This is a genomic window from Arthrobacter sp. 4R501, assembly GCF_002929755.1.
Taxonomy (GTDB): Bacteria; Actinomycetota; Actinomycetes; order Actinomycetales; family Micrococcaceae; genus Arthrobacter.
The window spans coordinates 22,490-36,745 of record NZ_PJIW01000007.1; the positions used below are offsets into that span (position 1 = coordinate 22,490).

Here is a 14,256-nt window from a genome sequence, read left to right on the forward strand (position 1 = left end):
TCGACGGAGCCACCCGCCCGGGATCGTTAAGCCCGGCGACCTACATCCCCGGGATGTCGAGGGTTTCGTGGATCTGGATGGTGGCGTCTTCGCCGGACATAAAGTGCGGATGGCCTTCCATCAGGGCAACGGCGGCCTCCAGATCGTCGGCCTGGATGATGCTGTAGCCGCCGAACGTTGCCTCGGCGTCGGCAATGGGCCGTGGCGGCAGGGGTGCCGGGCCCGGATTTCCACTCGACAGTGGACGGCTCTGGACAGGCAGTTCGCCGTCGGCAAACATGGGGCGTAGAGGGCACATCCTCAAAGTTGAGCGTAGTAGACTCAACTTAGCGAACATGCGCATCCCCGGAAGGAGCTCTCTTTGGACGTCAAATTCACCACCAAGAGCCAGGAGGCTCTTTCGGCAGCAGCCATGAACGCCTCCACGGCCGGAAATCCCCAGGTGGAACCTGCCCATCTGCTCAAGGCGCTGATGGATCAGCGGGAGGGCGTCGCCGTCGCGCTTCTCCGCGCCACGAGCGCGGACCCGGACGCCGTCAGCGTGCAGGCGAGCGGCGCCATTAAGGCGCTGCCGGCAACATCAGGCGGCTCCACGCAGCAGGCCCAGTTGTCCCGGCCCGCGCTGCTGGCAATCCAGAACGCCAAGAACGAAGCGGACCGGCTGGGCGATACGTATGTCTCCACCGAGGTGCTGCTGCTGGGGCTCTCTGCCGGGAGCGACGCCGTCGGGCGGTTAATGCGCGACGCCGGTGCCTCCCATGAAGCGCTGCTCGCCGCCCTGCCGGGTGTCCGCGGCGACCGAAAGGTCACCACGCCGGACCCGGAGAACACCTTCCAGTCGCTGGAAAAGTTCGGCACGGACCTCACCGCGATGGCGCGTGCGGGCAAGCTGGACCCGGTGATCGGCCGCGACACCGAGATCCGGCGCATCATCCAGGTGCTGAGCCGGCGCACCAAGAACAACCCCGTGATCATCGGTGAGCCGGGGGTGGGCAAGACCGCCGTAGTCGAGGGGCTGGCCCAGCGGATCGTGGCCGGCGATGTCCCGGAAAGCCTGCGCGGTAAAACGCTGATCGCCCTGGACCTCGCGTCCATGGTGGCCGGCGCCAAGTACCGGGGTGAGTTCGAGGAACGCCTCAAGGCCGTGCTGGAGGAGATCAAGAATTCGGATGGGCAGATCGTCACGTTTATCGACGAGATCCACACCGTGGTGGGCGCCGGTGCTACGGGCGAGTCCTCGATGGATGCCGGCAACATGCTCAAGCCCATGCTGGCCCGCGGTGAGCTGCGGCTGATCGGCGCCACCACGCTGGATGAGTACCGCGAGAATATCGAGAAGGACCCGGCACTGGAGCGCCGGTTCCAGCAGGTGTACGTGGGAGAACCCAGCGTGGAGGACACCATCGGGATCCTCCGCGGCCTCAAGGAACGCTACGAGGCGCACCACAAAGTCACCATCGCCGACTCCGCGCTGGTGGCCGCCGCAACCCTGTCCAATCGCTACATTTCCGGCCGCCAACTGCCGGACAAGGCCATCGACCTGATGGATGAGGCCGCCTCCCGGCTGCGGATGGAGATCGACTCCGCGCCGGAGGAGATCGACCAGCTGCGCCGTTCCGTGGACAGGCTCACCATGGAGGAGCTGGCCCTCGCGAACGAGAAGGACGCCGCCTCGGTGGAGCGCCTGGCCGCCCTCCGCGCGGACAAAGCCGACAAGAACGAGGAGCTGTCCGCCCTCAACGCCCGCTGGGAAGCTGAGAAGGCCGGCCTCAACCGCGTGGGTGACCTGAAGGCCAAGCTCGATGAGCTCCGGTCAGCCGCTGACAAGGCGCAGCGGGAAGGCGACCTGGAGACTGCGTCGCGTGTGCTCTACGGTGAGATTCCTGCCCTGGAGCGCGAACTGAACGCCGCCGCGGCTGCTGAGGAAGCCAACACCGACAAGTCGGGCCAGATGGTGGCTGAACAGGTCACCGCGGACGACATCGCAGAGGTCATCTCCGCCTGGACCGGCATCCCGGCGGGCCGCATGCTGCAGGGCGAAAGCCAGAAGCTGCTTCACATGGAAGAGGAACTGGGCAAGCGCCTGATCGGACAGTCCAAGGCCGTGGCCGCGGTATCCGACGCCGTGCGCCGTGCCCGGGCCGGCATCAGCGATCCCAACCGGCCCACCGGCTCGTTCCTGTTCCTCGGCCCTACCGGTGTGGGAAAAACCGAACTGGCCAAGGCGCTCGCGGATTTCCTGTTCGACGACGAACGCGCCATGGTGCGGATCGACATGTCTGAGTACGGCGAGAAGCATTCCGTGGCGCGGCTCGTGGGCGCCCCTCCGGGGTATGTCGGTTACGAGGAAGGCGGCCAGTTGACGGAAGCCGTCCGCCGTCGGCCGTACTCCGTGATTCTGCTGGACGAGGTGGAGAAGGCCCATCCGGAGGTCTTCGACATCCTCCTGCAGGTGCTCGACGACGGCCGCCTCACCGATGGCCAAGGGCGCACCGTGGACTTCCGCAACGCCATCCTGGTGCTGACGTCCAACCTGGGCAGCCAGTTCCTGGTGGACGCGACCCTCTCTGCGGACGCCAAGCGCAACGCTGTCATGGCCAGCGTCAATTCATCCTTCAAGCCGGAGTTCCTGAACCGGCTGGACGAGGTGGTGCTGTTCGACGCCCTGACCGTGGACGAGCTGGCGCACATCGTGGAACTGCAGGTGGCCGAGCTCGGCAAGCGGCTGCACGACCGCAGGCTCGTCCTGCAGGTGTCCGAGGGTGCCCGCGCCTGGCTGGCGATGTCCGGCTACGATCCCGCCTATGGTGCCAGACCGCTCCGCCGGCTGGTGCAGCGGGAAATCGGCGACCGGCTGGCCAAGGCCATCCTGTCCGGCGACATCGCGGACGGTGACACGGTTCTGGTGGACACTGCGGCCGACGTCGACGAACTCACCATCGAAGGGCTGGAGGCTCTCGCAGGACCCGACGGCGGTGCTCCCGCTGGCACGGGCCTGGTGGTGCGGCGGAAGGAGTAGGGCGGGTCCTGCGGGCTCGGGCGAACACTATTTCAGGGCAGCAGATTCCCGTATTTCATAGCTGAGGTGTTGATGGTCCGCATCCATTTCGTTGACCTGGATGCGGTATCCGTCGGGGTCACTGACAGTGATGAAACGGCCGAACGTTTCGTCCATGATGTCCGACGGGGCATATCCGGCTGCTCTTAGTCGCTCTGCGGTGAGCTCCAGCTTTTCGTCGGTGGAGAAGTGCAGTGCGACCGCGCCCGCATCTGAGTGTGTGGTTCCCGCTTCGGCAATGTGGAGCCCAAGTTGCCCGCCGTTGCCGTGCAGGTCTGCCCAGGTTCCGCTTGTTGCTGCAGCGTTCTCGTTCAACCCAAGGGTGGAATAAAACTTGTTGGCGAGCTCGATGTTCCGCACGAAGCGGATCGGAGTAACTCTCATTTGGTGGAACCTTCCTTGTCGAGGGCCTGGGTAAGCGTTTCTTCGACGAACGACGACAGTGATAGTCCGCGTTCGATTGCTGCGTGTTTGACCTGCTTGACCAGGTCCGTTGGCAGGTAGATGTTGAACTGTGTTTTGTCGGCCATGGCTAGAATGCTAGCAATCTAGCATTCGATCCGCAAGAGGGAATCCGGGTGGCCTGTAGGCTTCGTGGGTGACTCCAGGAAAGACGTCCCGGCTTCGATTCCGGCAGATGGCTTCAGTGGACCTCGACAAAATGACTGCGCTTCTGAGTGATCCTGCTGTCATGGCGTATTACCCAGCACCCAAGACGCGGGAAGAGGCCGCGCAGTGGATCGCCTGGAATGAAGCGAACTACGCCACGCATGGTTACGGCCTATGGATTGTGGAAACCCTCGATGGCGAGTTTCTGGGCGACTGCGGACTTACCTGGCAGCAGGTCAACGGTCGCACGGAGTTGGAAGTGGGTTATCACATCCGCGCGGAGGCGTGGGGCCGGGGTTATGCGACCGAAGCGGCCGCGGCGTGCATGGAATTCGCACGCGACGAGCTCGCTGTCAAGCAGCTCGTCGCCATTATTCATCCAGAGAATATGGCTTCTCGTCGGGTGGCGGAGAAAATTGGCATGAGCCACATCGAGAACGATCATGGCGGCACCATCGCGACCCGGGTGGTTTTCGGAGTTCAGCTGGCCGGTGGGGGTTCCACGTGAACGGTGCGGTGCCCGCGGGTGGTGGACAGCCAGGCCGCGGGTTTGTCCGAGGGCCTTGCCGGTTCATCCACGTGTGGTGGCTGCGGGCCCTCATTCCCCCATCTCATGTGGCGCGACAATTATCTGGACGCCGTCTTCGTACAACAGCCTTCCTGGATCGTTCGAATGGAGTACTTGCCACTCAACGGCATACCGGCTCAGGAGGTCCGTGTAGAACTCAACGCGGACGAGTAAATGCCCGGCTGTGCACTTGAACCAAGCCTCCGCTGTCGGGTTGATTGCATGGTCGTAAATCGATTTATCCACCGTCGACGGATTCAGGTAGGCGGAGTCGTAATGGTCGTTTGAGCGCCGCCAGGAAGCCCAGTCCTGGCTGCTGAGTCTGCCGTCGCGTGCTAAACCGTTGGCGAGATTGAAGATGCCAGGCTGGCGTCCACGGCCATTGGGCATGCCTGCCTGGTAGCGCACATACTTTGATTCCATGGTTCCCAGCTAATCGTCTGTCCGGTATCTCGTAGGCGCTGACATTATTGTCCGGCTTGGCGTGCAGCGGCCTCAATCGGGGACCGATAGGCAGCCCATTCGTCAGATGTGCGGCTTGGAAAATTCGGATCTTGCGGCCCGTTGCCCGCTGTGCCGTCGATCAACTCGCGCAAAATGTCGGCATGGCCTGCACGCCGGGCCGTCTCGACGCACACGTGAACCAGGATCCGATGAAGGGTTACGCATCGGCGCTCCGGCGTCCACCAAGGTACTTCACCTGAAGAATCGAGGCTGAGTGACTCTATCGTCGCGTCGCTCAGTCGAGCAGAGAAATGGTAGAAGTCAATGATGTCTGCCCGGCTCTCGTCCGCCGTTGCCCACATGTCATCGTCGACCGCCCCAGCATCGGACAACCAGGGCACTTCCCTGCCGTGGGGTCTACCGAAGACGTCGGTGAAGTATTCCAATTGCACGCCACCGACGTGCTTGACCAGCCCAAGGAGGTTGGTACCCGTGGGGTCATCGGACGGCGAATGTCGTGCTCGCCGACACCGTCGAGTTTCGCGAGAAGATCTGCCCTTCGACGGCGAAGGTATCCAAGTAAGTCAGCCTTTTGATCCATGTCCCTCACTCTGCCTTAGAGTGTCGCCTGCGGACGCAATCAACATGGTGGCTATCTGACGTAGGCTCTTAAATGTCCTAACCGGACCGCAACTTCTTGGGGGAAGAACACGTGGATATTGTCTTGGCTGCCGTTTTTGCGGCCACTTTCTTTTACATTCTTTATGCGGTCATCCGGGCGGCGACGCGGGACGGAATCATTGCGGCCCGGAAGGCCGAAAAGGCTGACGCAACTCGAGCTGACGGCTCGGCGTGACCAGCCCGGACCTACGGCGGTGGCCTCCCAGCGACCGCAAATACCGTCGATCAGAAGTCACAGCCGTAGTCGGAGGTGGCGACGATGTTTGGCAGCGCGCCGCATCCGATGTGCTCCGTTGGAAGGTAAAAACCGCGAGCGGGTTTGACGTTGATACCGCGGGTCCGGTGTCGCCAGGTGACCGTGTGGTCGTTACGGCGCGCACGTTGGGCTTCACCGTTGTAGAGCCGGTCGAAGTGGTGGCTGTTGTGCAGGAGCCCGAGCGAATTGGGTTCTCGTACCGGACCATGCCGGGGCACCCCATCGACGGTGAAGAAGCCTTCATCGTCCACCGTCGGGGCGACGACGTGCACCTCACCATCCGCTCACTGACCCGGGCGGCCGCACGGCAACCATGGCGAGTGCTCTACCCGCTCCTTCTGGTGGCACAGCGAGTCGTGCGGAGGCGATACCTGCGGGCCCTTCGATGAGTTGGGTCAACTGATCGCCCGTGAAGTGACCCGAGGGCTTCGATGCGACCGAGGGGCCGTTCGTGGCCTGTAGTGTCGTGGCAACAACAGTATGGGGGTGCTGGAAATGCCGCAGTTCACGTCGCGCCGCCACCGGCGGTGGTGGATCCTAGGGGCGATCTTCATTGTCGCCGGCATCGCCGCGGTTCCCGTTGCCGGCGTCGTCCACCACATGGTTGGCAACGCTGTTGGGCGGACAACGGTGTCAACGAGCGCCGATGGTAACGAACGCACCATCTACTGGCGGGATTACCCGGGTGTCGCCGGGGTCGACCCCCTGGAGGTCTTGGCTGGCCCGACGCCGGAAGAGGGCAACGAGACGGCACGGACCATGGTCGCCGAGATCAAGGCTGCCCTCTCGGCCGAGTTTCGGCAGGAATGGGCACCAGTTGACGCGCAAAGCCGTAGCCCGTTTCACGGGCCAATCGAGAATCAGTACGGAGGCAAGTCGCTCCTCACGAATGTGAACGGTCCCGAGTCCCAGAGCACTTCCGTGCCGCAAACGTGGGCCGAAAAGCAGCGGGCCATTGCCATTATCGGGGACGTCACCCACCGGTATGGCTACGGGCCCCGATAATCACCGGTCTCGAAACCTGGTCGGCGGAAGACCGCATAAGAGACCTCGGGGGGGTGACGCCTGACCAACAAGTGATCGTTTCCGGGGTGGCCTTAGGTAAGGCGGGCCAGTGGCTCACGTTCCGGTTCCAGGATCTTTCCAAGGACACCAACGGCACTTTTGAGGAACGGCTCCGGCCGCCCGAGGGATCTCAGCGCCAGATGAATACGATGGCGTTTAGCTACGGGGCCAACGGACTATTGGCTGCGGAAAACCGCCAGGAATTCGAGGCCCGCTTCGAACTCTTCCGCGGGCTGACACCGGCGGAGCCGCTGGAGAGTTGATGCATCACCGGTGACCTGTTGAGTTCCCGTCGGGGCGACCGTGCCCTGCGTACGATCGTGAGTATGAGTCGAGTTATCTTCATGTGCGGGCCGGCGGGCTCCGGCAAGTCCGCTGTTGCTCGTCGCTTAGCGACCGAAGGGATGGTCCGGCTGTCCTTTGACGAAGCGGCCTGGCGGATGGGACTCCGGACCATGCCCTTGGAGGAGGGAGTCCGGCGCCAGGTGGAGGCGGCGCTTCAGGCTCGCCTCCTAGATCTGGTCGCGTCAGGCGCAGATGTTGTTCTCGACTTTTCCTTCTGGTCTAAGAGCATGAGGGAGGACTACCGTCTCCTGCTGCGGCCGTTGGGTGTTGAGCCCGAGACCATCTACCTTGCCACGCCCCGCGAGGTCGCCCTTGCCCGCGTCCGCGCGCGAACGGCGGGTCACGCGGATGATTTTCAGTTGAGCGCTGAACTGGCTGCCGAATATTTTGACCACTTCGAAGCCCCCACAGCAGCCGAAGGTCCACTCACGGTTATCTCATAGTGGCCCGACGGTAGCGTTGGTGTGATCAGATCCGGCATCAGATATCGGCACCGGCATGGCGTCCTAACTTTCGTACTCTAAGCGTTTGACGAGCAGTTCCTCGGCAGGAGCAAACCCGTGCCTGGCATAGAAGGTCTGTGATTCGTTTGAAGGGGAGAGGACGATCCGTGCTGCCCTGATGCTCTGTGAGAACTGAATTGCCGCCTCCAAGAGCTGGCCTCCGACCGCGGTTGCGATATTCGGCAGCGACGGACGCGTTTCCGAGATGCACCCAGCATGTCGACTTCTTGCCGGGCTTAGGCATCCGCTCAAAGACCATGAGATTCAGCATGCCGATATGGGTGCCGCCCAGCTCTGCGACGAACATGGTGCGCGCGTTATTTTCCTGCCAGGCTCGATAGTCACTCTCGAAGTCCGGATCCTCAGTCGATTCCCCTATTTGCTCTGCAACCCACGCGGCCCGCAGACGGATGAGGCTGGGCGTATCAGCGGTGCTTGCACGGCGAATGATGAGCATCCGCCTACTTTAGCTACCAGGGGAGATCCTGTTCCCCGAGCGAAAAGAATCGCGGCGAGGTGGGGTCGCCAGAGTCGACGAGTTCTCTCAGTTGCGCAGCAGCAGTGCGAGGATCCTTGGATGCGTCAGCCTGTCCCATGTCCGTTGCCAGTTTCCCAGGGTGCACTGCCCAGCAGCGGACGCGCCCCTGAAGGTCCTGAGCCAGTGCGATGGTCAGCATGTTCTGCGCCGCCTTGGAGATCTTGTAGGCATAACTTGTTGTCAGGTCCGCGAAGGTACCGCTGGCCTGTGCCGACAGGGATCCCAGGCGTGAGGTCACGTTGACGATGATCGGGTCCGGGGCCGCCAGGAGGTTTGGCAACAGGAACTGCACCAGTCGCAGCGGACCCGCGGCGTTTACATCGAGCCCGTTCAAGACTCCCTCAGCTGGAATGGATCCCAGCTCACCGTGGGGCGCTCCTTGGGCCGCGTTATTGATCAGCAAATCGACGGGGCGGCCGTTCAGGACTTCCAGAAGCTCTGAGGCATGGTCGGATCGAACATCGTGCCGCACGGTCACGACGTCGGATGGGGCGGCCCCGGCGTCCGGCTCTGGTGAACGTCTAAGGGCGATGACGCTCCAGCCACTCTCCGAGAACTCATTCACGAGGGACAGTCCCAGCCCTCGGTTAGCGCCGGTGACGACAGCAAGCTTCTTCATCCGATCAGGCTAGGTCTCTACGGCAGCACACTCGCGTTGATGACGTTCCCGCCGTCGGCCGTGACGTAGCAGTCCACGCGCCGGTCGCCTGATTCCCAACTGGTGCTGCTGGGGTAGGCCCGCTGGAGGTTCAGCGTGTACTCGTTCGCTGCCGGTGCCAGCTTCGCCGCTTGGCAGGCCTCCAGGGCCTTGGCGGCGAGGGCCTCCCGGCCCGGATAGGAGCCGACCGCGGGGTAGCGGAAGACGGCCACAAGCTGGGCCGAGTGGCCGGTATCGCAGGCCACCACCATTGACCGCAAGGCCTCGGGGTCAAAATCCTTGAAGCAGTCGCCCAGCCGGTAGTTTGCTGGCTCCACACCATCACGGGGGAGCGGGAGCGGGGTGGCCAGAGGAGTGGGTGAGGTTTCCACGATCACGGAGCCGCCGTCGCCGGTCGTTTCCGGTGCCCCGGAATCCAGCCACACGGCGAGCCACACCAGGCCTCCCACCACACCGAGCAGAACCACCACGAAGACAGTCTTCAGGAGCGTAGATGCGACCCGCCGGGGCTTCCGTGCCGGGGGCTCCACCGCAGTTGCCGGAACAGCCACGTGAGGCAATCCGGCGGTGGGCGGAGCGGCAGGTTTGGGCGGGACGGGGCGCGGTTCCTGGTTGTCCATCCGGATACCCCTCCTGGGTTTCGCCTCGGGATGCTGGATTCTCCGGGCACCCGGATCGGCAGCTGATGAAGAGACTCTATCCAACAAAAAAGCCGGGAACCGTGCGCGTCGCGGCGGAAAGGGTACCCGACATGGCGTCCGCGCGCACGGGCCGGGGCGCACCGTGCGCGGAAAGCATGTAATCTAGGTGTTACGACAAATTGACCAAACATTCCGGGGCCTCACCGATAGCCAAGGTGACCACCTCCGGTCCGAGTACAAAAGGGGGTCACGCCATGGGGCGCGGCCGTCAAAAGGCAAAAGCTACCAAGCAGGCTCGGGATATTAAGTACTATTCCCCGAACACTGACTATTCGGCCCTTCAGCGAGAGCTCAAAGGTCCTGAAGGTCGTGCCACGAGCCATTTCGCGAATGACCCGGTTGAACCGGACTATTCGGCTTATGTGGATAAGTACGCGGACGATTTGGAAGAAGACGACGACGAGGTACACACCCGTCGGATCGGCTAGTTGTTGCACGCCGGCCCCGCCGCAAGGCGCCCGGCCCCGCGACGCTGCAGTACGTTCGGACACCGTTCGTTAGTACAGCGCTTCTTTTCAGCACCCCGGATCCCAGCGGACCCGCGGTGCTGGCCTCAGTTATCAGGCCCGTTGCCTGCGCCGGAACCCGGTGCCGGCGGCGGGCTTTTTGGTGTTGACTGGAGGCGTTGATGCGTGTGCCGCCCGCGAAAGGACCTCCCATGCCAGGAAACTCCTCATCCCCCAGCTACCGCCACGGTGAACCGTGCTGGGCTGACGTCCAGACCCGGGACGTGGAGGCAGCGAAGGCCTTCTACGCGGCGGTGTTCGGGTGGAGCTTCAAGGACCAGCCCACGCCCGATGGCCGCAGCTATGCCCAGGCGTTCGTGGGGGAGGACCTGGTGGCTGTGGTGGCGCCGCAGAACCCGCACCAGGAATCTCTCGGCACGCACGCCCATTGGAACATCTACTTCGCGGCCGAGGACGCCGGTGCGCTGGCAGAGGAAGTTCCCCACGCCGGCGGCGCAGTGCAGTTCGGACCCGAGGAAGTGGCGGACACCGGCGTGATGGTGTTTGTGGATCCTCCCGGCGGCGGGACCACCGGCGTGTGGCAGCCCGGAACGCACACGGGCTCCGGCCGGTACAACGAGGCCGGTGCGCTGTCCTGGACAGAGCTGCTGACGCCCGAGCCGCGGGCCGCCGTCGGGTTCTTCCAGCAGCTGTTCGGCCACGACGTGACCGAGTATCCCCAGGACGACGGCGGGACATACAGCACGCTGATGGTGAACGGCGCGGAGGTGGCAGGGATAGTCGCTGCCGAGGCGCCTGCCAGATGGCAGATCTACTTCGGCGTCACTGACGTGGCCGAGGCCGTGCGGAAGGCCGTGGCTGCGGGGGCGGAAGTGCTGATCGCGCCGGAACCGGACGACGACGATACGCCCGGCGCCACGGCCACCCTCCGGGACCCGCAGGGCGGTGAGTTCAGCCTGCTGGAGGTTTAAACGCGGATGCCCCGCAACCGCCGGTTGGCGGTTGCGGGGCACCCGAGGACGGGCTTTAGGCGTAGGCGTTGACCAGGCGGACGGCGCCGCCGTCAACACCCTTGGCACCCTGGACGTAGTCCGGACCGGTCTTGAGGATGGAGTCCGAGTCCGCCGTGACGGTGCCCATGATCCAGGACGGGACGCCGCGGTCGTTGAGGCGGGCCACGGCGGCTTCGGCGGCTTCGGCGGACACGATGGCCACCATGCCCACGCCGAGGTTCAGCGTGCGCTCCAGGTCGGCCAGCGGGACGTTGCCCAGCTCGGAGACCAGCTTGAAGATGGCCGGAAGCTCCCAGGTGGCGCGGTCCACGGTGGCCACGAGGCCCTGCGGCAGCACGCGGGCCAGGTTGGCGGCCAGGCCGCCGCCGGTGACGTGACTGAAGCCGTGCACGGCGTTGGCGCTGTTCACCGGGAAGGCGCGGGCAAGGTCCAGGCAGTCTGCAGCGTAGACGCGGGTGGGCTCCAGTAGTTCCTCGCCCAGCGTGCGGCCGAGTTCGGATACCTGGCGGTCCAGGGCCCAGCCGGCGTGGTTGATGACGCGGCGGACCAGGGAGTAGCCGTTGGAGTGCAGGCCGGAGGATGCCATGCCGATCACAACGTCGCCCGCGCGGACGCGGTCCGGGCCCAACAGGTCGGAAGCCTCGACAACACCGGTGGCGGCACCGGCAACGTCGTATTCGTGCTCGCCCAGCAGGCCGGGGTGCTCGGCGGTTTCGCCGCCCACCAGGGCGGTGCCGGCGACGGAGCAGGCGGCGGCGATGCCACGGACGATGTCCGCGATGCGCTCCGGGACAACCTTGCCGCAGGCGATGTAGTCGGTCATAAAGAGCGGCTCGGCGCCCACCACCACGATGTCGTCGACCACCATGCCCACCAGGTCAAAGCCGATGGTGTCGTGGATGTCCATGGCCTGGGCGATGGCAACCTTGGTGCCCACGCCGTCGGTGGACGTGGCCAGCAGCGGACGCTTGAACGTCAGCAGACGTGAGACGTCGTACAGGCCGGCGAAGCCGCCCACGCCGCCGATGACGGAGGAATTGTGGGTGGCCTTCACGGCGCCCTTCATCAGTTCCACGGCGCGGTCGCCGGCTTCAACGTCAACACCGGCGGAGGCGTAGGTGATGCCTGCGGGGCTCAGTGGGCTGTTGCCGGCGGCGGGGGTTGCGGAAGTCATACGGACTCTTTCTTTTCAGCGCCGGGGGTGGTGGCTACGTGGTGGATCGCGGGCACGTGGTCTTCTTCGGTGAGCAGGTTCTCGAACTCGGCGTCCGGTCCCGGATCGCAGCCGGTGGCGCCGGCCTTCTCCGCAGGGTCCTCCTCGGCGTCGATTGCAAGGGCCGCTGTTGCGCCGGGGAGGGCAGAGGGCGACGGCGTGAGGCCGCCGAGGTCGGTGCGCTCCAGCAGGTTCTTGCCCAGTTTGTCCGCGCCGGGGAGCTCGATGGGGTACGTGCCGGTGAAGCAGGCGGTGCAGAGGCGCTCGCGCGGCTGCCTGGTGGCGTTGATCATGCCGTCTTCGGAAATGTACGCCAGGGAATCGGCGCCGATGGCCTGTGAGATTTCCTCGATGGTGGCGCCGTTGGCAATCAGTTCCGCGCGGGAAGCGAAGTCGATGCCGTAGAAGCACGGCCATTTGACCGGCGGGGACGAGATCTTGATGTGGACGGACGCGGCGCCGGCCTCGCGGAGCATCCGGACAATGGCGCGCTGGGTGTTGCCGCGGACGATCGAGTCATCCACCACCACAACGCGCTTGCCGCGGATCACGGACTCGAGGGCGTTCAGCTTGAGCCGGATGCCCAGCTGGCGCAGGGTCTGCGAGGGCTGGATGAACGTGCGGCCCACGTAGGAGTTCTTGACGAAGCCGTGTGCGAAGGGGATGCCGGATTCCTCGGCGTAGCCCACGGCGGCCGGGGTGCCGGACTCCGGAACCGGAATGACGATGTCCGCGTCCTGGGTGTTTTCGCGGGCCAGCTGGCGGCCCATCTCAACACGGGACTCGTACACGGAGCGTCCCGCGATGGCGGCGTCCGGACGCGCGAGGTAAACGTATTCGAAAACGCAGCCGGCCGGCGTCGCCTCCGCGAAGCGCTTGGAACGTACACCGTCCTCATCGATGGCGATGAATTCGCCCGGCTCGATTTCGCGGATGAAGCTGGCGCCCACGGTGGCCAGGGCGGACTGCTCGGAGGCAACCACCCAGCCGCGCTCCAGCCGGCCCAGAACCAGCGGGCGGATGCCGTACGTATCGCGTGCGGCGTAGAGGGTGCCTTCGTCCATAAACACGAAGCAGAAGCCGCCCTTGATCTTCGGCAGGAGCTCCATGGCGGTCTGTTCGAGGGTCTTGCCCTCCTCGCCTTCGAGCAGCGCCGTGACCAGGGCGGTGTCCGAGGTGTTGCCCTGCTTCATTTCGCCGCTGAGCTGGCCGCCGTTGCGTTCCATGATCATGGCGTTGAGCTCGGCCGTGTTGGTCAGGTTGCCGTTGTGCGCCAGGGCAACCGTGCCGGTGCTGGTGGCGCCGAGGGTGGGCTGGGCGTTGGCCCAGTGGCTGGCTCCAGTGGTGGAGTAGCGGCAGTGTCCCACCGCCAAGTGCCCGGTCAGGGTGTTCAGCGTGGTCTCGTCGAAGACCTGGGAAACGAGGCCCATGTCCTTGTAGACGTTGATCCGCTTGCCGTCACTGGTAGCTATACCAGCCGACTCCTGACCGCGGTGCTGCAATGCATACAGCCCGTAATAGGTGAGTTTTGCTACTTCTTCACCTGGCGCCCAGACCCCGAAAACGCCACAAGCGTCCTGAGGTCCCTTTTCGCCAGGGAGAAGATCATGAGAAAGTTTTCCATCGCCGCGTGCCACTGGTCGATTATCTCACGAGATGCGGTACGACTTTTCCGCCGCCGGCATTGTGACTGTGCCCGGAGGCCGGACGGTGGTGTTGGAACCTAGGGCTGCGCGCCGTCGTCGGGCTCTGAATCCGGGACGGCTTCCACGATGGCGCGTTTCTGCCGCTTGACGCTCCGCCGGTCCAGCAGCAGGGCCACCACGGCGCCCACCACCGCGCCGCCGGCGCCGAACATCACCAGGAAGAAACCGAACACCGAGCCGCGCTCGAAGGATTCGTCACCGGGGAGACCGTATGCGACGGCGGCAGCCACCGCTGCGCCCACCAGGGCGCCGAGGATGAGGAACGGCACATATTTCGGTGCCCGGCGGACGGTGACCTCGCGGCGTTCGGCGGGGGTTTCTTCAAAAGCCATGCCCTCTAGCCTACTCATCATTGCCGTTGCTCTATCACGTACGGCTGCCAAAACAGCCGAATGGGAACCGTAGGTGATAGAGCATCCGGGGGTGGGAGG

General features: G+C 64.4%; 18 protein-coding genes. 8 read left to right on the plus strand and 10 right to left on the minus strand.

Annotated elements, in window-relative coordinates:
• Positions 1-40 precede the first annotated feature (40 nt).
• On the minus strand, positions 41-298 hold the full coding sequence (locus CXR02_RS22345; protein WP_181037168.1) for a YciI family protein: 258 nt from the start codon (positions 296-298) through the stop codon (positions 41-43).
• A 63-nt stretch (positions 299-361) separates the two neighbouring features.
• Between CXR02_RS22345 and clpB the strand changes: the two genes are divergently transcribed.
• Positions 362-3,019 (plus strand): ATP-dependent chaperone ClpB, encoded by a 2,658-nt coding sequence (gene clpB, locus CXR02_RS08285; protein WP_104061545.1) that lies wholly within the window; start codon positions 362-364, stop codon positions 3,017-3,019.
• A gap of 27 nt (positions 3,020-3,046) precedes the next feature.
• Here the strand turns inward: clpB and CXR02_RS08290 are convergent, their stop codons facing one another.
• Complete coding sequence (locus tag CXR02_RS08290) at positions 3,047-3,442, minus strand: VOC family protein (RefSeq protein WP_104061546.1); 396 nt, start codon at positions 3,440-3,442, stop codon at positions 3,047-3,049.
• Positions 3,439-3,588, minus strand: a complete 150-nt coding sequence (locus tag CXR02_RS08295; RefSeq protein WP_104061547.1) for a CopG family transcriptional regulator — start codon at positions 3,586-3,588, stop codon at positions 3,439-3,441. Before CXR02_RS08295 ends, CXR02_RS08290 begins: the two co-directional genes overlap by 4 nt.
• A 68-nt stretch (positions 3,589-3,656) precedes the next feature.
• Here CXR02_RS08295 and CXR02_RS08300 point away from each other — a divergent pair, with 68 nt between their 5' ends.
• Positions 3,657-4,175: a GNAT family N-acetyltransferase gene (locus tag CXR02_RS08300; RefSeq protein ID WP_104061548.1), complete on the plus strand. Its 519-nt coding sequence runs from the start codon at positions 3,657-3,659 to the stop codon at positions 4,173-4,175.
• 90 nt (positions 4,176-4,265) lie between these two features.
• On the opposite strand, the gene CXR02_RS08305 is transcribed toward CXR02_RS08300, so the two are convergent.
• On the minus strand, positions 4,266-4,658 hold the full coding sequence (locus CXR02_RS08305; RefSeq protein ID WP_104061549.1) for a hypothetical protein: 393 nt from the start codon (positions 4,656-4,658) through the stop codon (positions 4,266-4,268).
• A gap of 44 nt (positions 4,659-4,702) precedes the next feature.
• Positions 4,703-5,125, minus strand: a complete 423-nt coding sequence (locus tag CXR02_RS08310) for a DUF664 domain-containing protein (protein WP_308470670.1) — start codon at positions 5,123-5,125, stop codon at positions 4,703-4,705.
• A gap of 406 nt (positions 5,126-5,531) precedes the next feature.
• Between CXR02_RS08310 and CXR02_RS08315 the strand changes: the two genes are divergently transcribed.
• The 4 genes from CXR02_RS08315 to CXR02_RS08330 all read left to right on the plus strand — a co-directional run bounded on the left by CXR02_RS08315 (position 5,532) and on the right by CXR02_RS08330 (position 7,469).
• Entirely contained in the window at positions 5,532-6,005 is a 474-nt protein-coding gene (locus CXR02_RS08315; protein WP_104061550.1) for a DUF1990 family protein, read from the plus strand.
• Positions 6,006-6,102: 97 nt separating this feature from the next.
• Positions 6,103-6,621, plus strand: a complete 519-nt coding sequence (locus CXR02_RS08320; RefSeq protein ID WP_146072492.1) for a hypothetical protein — start codon at positions 6,103-6,105, stop codon at positions 6,619-6,621.
• A gap of 86 nt (positions 6,622-6,707) precedes the next feature.
• Positions 6,708-6,944 carry a hypothetical protein gene (locus CXR02_RS08325; RefSeq protein WP_146072493.1) on the plus strand — a complete coding sequence of 79 codons (237 nt, stop codon included), beginning with the start codon at positions 6,708-6,710 and terminating at the stop codon, positions 6,942-6,944.
• 63 nt (positions 6,945-7,007) lie between these two features.
• Entirely contained in the window at positions 7,008-7,469 is a 462-nt protein-coding gene (locus CXR02_RS08330) for an ATP-binding protein (protein WP_219816396.1), read from the plus strand.
• A 530-nt stretch (positions 7,470-7,999) separates the two neighbouring features.
• Here CXR02_RS08330 and CXR02_RS08335 read toward each other — a convergent pair.
• Positions 8,000-8,686, minus strand: coding sequence for an SDR family NAD(P)-dependent oxidoreductase (locus tag CXR02_RS08335; protein WP_104061554.1), 687 nt, complete (start codon positions 8,684-8,686; stop codon positions 8,000-8,002).
• A gap of 17 nt (positions 8,687-8,703) precedes the next feature.
• Positions 8,704-9,345: a septum formation family protein gene (locus CXR02_RS08340; protein ID WP_104061555.1), complete on the minus strand. Its 642-nt coding sequence runs from the start codon at positions 9,343-9,345 to the stop codon at positions 8,704-8,706.
• Positions 9,346-9,620: 275 nt separating this feature from the next.
• Here CXR02_RS08340 and CXR02_RS08345 point away from each other — a divergent pair, with 275 nt between their 5' ends.
• Both CXR02_RS08345 and CXR02_RS08350 read left to right on the plus strand, forming a co-directional pair.
• The gene (locus tag CXR02_RS08345) at positions 9,621-9,854 is read left to right on the plus strand and encodes a DUF3073 domain-containing protein (RefSeq protein WP_056341155.1); all 234 of its coding nucleotides are present in this window, start codon (positions 9,621-9,623) and stop codon (positions 9,852-9,854) included.
• 230 nt (positions 9,855-10,084) lie between these two features.
• Positions 10,085-10,864 carry a VOC family protein gene (locus CXR02_RS08350; protein ID WP_104061556.1) on the plus strand — a complete coding sequence of 260 codons (780 nt, stop codon included), beginning with the start codon at positions 10,085-10,087 and terminating at the stop codon, positions 10,862-10,864.
• Positions 10,865-10,919: 55 nt separating this feature from the next.
• Here the strand turns inward: CXR02_RS08350 and purM are convergent, their stop codons facing one another.
• The 3 genes from purM to CXR02_RS08365 form a co-directional block, all read right to left on the minus strand.
• Positions 10,920-12,080, minus strand: coding sequence for a phosphoribosylformylglycinamidine cyclo-ligase (gene purM, locus CXR02_RS08355; RefSeq protein WP_104061557.1), 1,161 nt, complete (start codon positions 12,078-12,080; stop codon positions 10,920-10,922).
• Positions 12,077-13,756: an amidophosphoribosyltransferase gene (gene purF / locus CXR02_RS08360; RefSeq protein ID WP_104061558.1), complete on the minus strand. Its 1,680-nt coding sequence runs from the start codon at positions 13,754-13,756 to the stop codon at positions 12,077-12,079. Before purF ends, purM begins: the two co-directional genes overlap by 4 nt.
• Positions 13,757-13,842: 86 nt before the next feature.
• Positions 13,843-14,157: a hypothetical protein gene (locus CXR02_RS08365; RefSeq protein ID WP_104061559.1), complete on the minus strand. Its 315-nt coding sequence runs from the start codon at positions 14,155-14,157 to the stop codon at positions 13,843-13,845.
• Positions 14,158-14,256 lie beyond the last annotated feature (99 nt).